Source organism: Prevotella sp., assembly GCF_036570325.1.
Taxonomy (GTDB): Bacteria; Bacteroidota; Bacteroidia; order Bacteroidales; family Bacteroidaceae; genus Prevotella.
Map to the genome: position 1 here is coordinate 1 of NZ_DATCYK010000062.1, position 2,714 is coordinate 2,714.

The window sequence follows — 2,714 nt, forward strand, 5'->3', positions numbered from 1 at the left end:
GACCGGCTCCAATAGAACTCCACGTCGTCATTGAAAATAATATAGATAAACGACATGCCGAACATGGAGGACGACCTGATGGTCTTGACGCCGGGAATGCCCAGCAGGGCTGTCGTCAAGGGATAAGTTACCTGCTCTTGAATGTCCTTGGGTGAGCGTCCCATCCAGTCGGTGGCTATAATTTGCTGGTTATCACCGATGTCGGGAATGGCGTCAACAGCCACCGGACTGCGTGGAATCAAACCACCATGCCAATTAAAGGGGGCTGTGGCCAAACCACCAAGGATGATAAAGATGAGCGCAAAAGCCGTAATCATACGGTTGCGCAAGAAGTATTCAATAATCCTTTTCATTGAATGTTTTAACTGAAATACAGCAAGTAGCCAACTGATAGGGCCAAGCCGAGAGAAGAAAAAGCCTTCCTACCGCCTCGCAACAGCCACTCGCAGACCGAAAGCCCACGGCTCTCGGCAAAATAAAGTTGATAGAATTTTACACCAAAATGTGTTTCCGAAACACTAAAATCAGCTTCGGAACGGAGGCGCTCTTAACCCGCTATGCGGAAGGTAAGCACAGCTCAAATAGTTATTGACATACGCAAACGCGCTGTCAGCACTGCCCTCCTCCGCAGGTATCACGTCAAAATAAGGACAAAAAATGGCCAAGGCACCGTGAAACCAGTCGGCACCCGCAAGCAACGGATAAACACTGACCGACTGACCTTGGGCGAAATGGGTCTCCACTTGATGATGTTGCATCACGTCTTGGCAAGCCGGACAACCGTCATCGCCCTGACAATCGTCGCCCATCATCATTCCCTCGGCCGTCGTAAAGCCCAGTCCGTTAACCGTCATGCTGACCATTTCACCACCGCAGTAGTGAGCGTGAACGCTTACTCCCGACGTACTGATCAGGAAAAGCAGGGTCATCAATAGGGTTATCCATCGCTTCATAGGAACCGCAAAATTAATGGAATAGTCAGAAATATCCAAACATTAAACACTTTTTATAACAGAATTATAGTTTGAAAACGTCAATCTATAAGCCGTGAAGGGATTAAATACAAAAATCATAGCAGCCCTTTGAGCACACCGAAAGGCCACTATGAGACGGTCAAAAGCCTGCTATGAGGCGCTCAAAGGGCTGCTTTCACCTTGGCTAAAAGCCGACATGGATTTTATGTATGGTATATTTGCTCAAGCAATTCCCATTATCTCATTGATTCACAAAGTCTTATCTATCTTCTACAAATCTGTCTTTCAAACGAGCAAACACGTTTTTCCATCCCTGAACAGCTACGTCCGAAGACAGCTTAAAAAGTTTTTCCATCAGATAGCAAACGCTGTTCGTACGGCTATGCACTACAGCCTTAAAACGTAAAAAACGTAACTTTTTAAGGCGATTAGCTTTCAATTTCAGAGAATTTCGCTAAATTTGCGAGAGTTATGGTTCCACATCGTGGAAAGCAACGAGCCTCACCGGCCAATATCATAAGGTGAGAACAATTCATTAAACACATATAACAATCGTTAGCGTAAACCGCTCGGAATACTTAATACGGGCAGTTTTTACACGGACTTAATACATTTTTAAAATATGAAACATCAAATCAAAAAGACATTACTGACAGCCGGGCTGGCCTCGTCTGTACTGTTGACGACAGCCGCACCGCCCAAAGGCACTCGTATCAACCCACTGCTTACCCGCAGCACATTGCCCTTCGGCGCACCCAATTTTAAACTGATACAAGAAGACGACTACCTGCCGGCCTTGAAAAAGGGCATTGAGCAGCAGCGACAAGAAATCAAACGAATTGTCAATAACAAGCAAAAGCCCACCTTTGCCAATACTGTTTTGGCCTACGAAAAGAGCGGAGTATTGCTCGATCGTGTATCGAGCGTATTCTTCGGCCTTACCAGTGCCCATCGCACTCCCGGCATAGCGGCCACGCAGAAGGTAGCCATGCCCCTATTGACCGATTACGACAATGAGCTTACATTTAATCCCCGACTCTTTCAACGCATAAAATACGTGTACGATCATGAGCTTAACAAGCTGAAAGGTGAGGACAAGAAACTCTTGGAAGAGGTGTACAAAGGCTTCGTAAGGTCGGGTGCGCTGCTCTCTAACGAGAAGAAAGCCCGCATGGAAGCCATCAACAAGCGCATAGCCGACCTGCAACAACAGTGGAACATCACGCTTCCCGACGCCACGAACCACGCCGTAGTGTGGGTAGATAAGGAGGAAGACCTGAAAGGACTGAGCGCCGCCGACATCGCGCAATGCAAGAAAGACGCGGAGAATTTGGGCGGTAAAGCCCCCTACTGTGTCGTTATCGTTAACACGACACAGCAAGCCATCTTGGCCAACTTGGAGAACCGAGACTTGAGAAAGAAGATTTTTGAGGCTTCAATCCATAGGGCCGATGGTACGGGAGCGTTCAACACATTCCCCATCGTGGCCGAAATAGCCAAACTGAGAGCCGAGAAGGCTGAGCTGATGGGCTATAAGAACTACGCTTCTTACTCGTTGAGCAAAACGATGGCACAGACAACTGACAATGTCTACAGCTTCCTGAAGAACCTTATCAAGGCCTATCTGCCCAAGTCGCAGGCCGAGACTCACGCCATCGAAGCCTTTGCCCGTGAGAAGATGGGCAGCGATTTCGTGCTTCAGCCTTACGACCGTTTCTACTTCTCCGCACAGATGAAGAA

Annotated in this window: 3 protein-coding genes; 1 reads left to right on the plus strand and 2 read right to left on the minus strand. The window is 47.7% G+C overall.

From position 1 onward, the window contains the following. The coding region (locus VIR50_RS07725) for an efflux RND transporter permease subunit (RefSeq protein WP_331934568.1) at positions 1–353 on the minus strand (353 nt) is incomplete at its 3' end. A 171-nt stretch (positions 354–524) separates the two neighbouring features. After that, positions 525–992 (minus strand): HYC_CC_PP family protein, encoded by a 468-nt coding sequence (locus VIR50_RS07730; RefSeq protein ID WP_331934569.1) that lies wholly within the window; start codon positions 990–992, stop codon positions 525–527. 604 nt (positions 993–1,596) lie between these two features. On the opposite strand from VIR50_RS07730, the gene VIR50_RS07735 reads away from it, so the two are divergent. Next, a partial coding sequence (locus VIR50_RS07735) for a M3 family metallopeptidase (protein WP_331934570.1) occupies positions 1,597–2,714 on the plus strand: 1,118 nt, incomplete at its 3' end.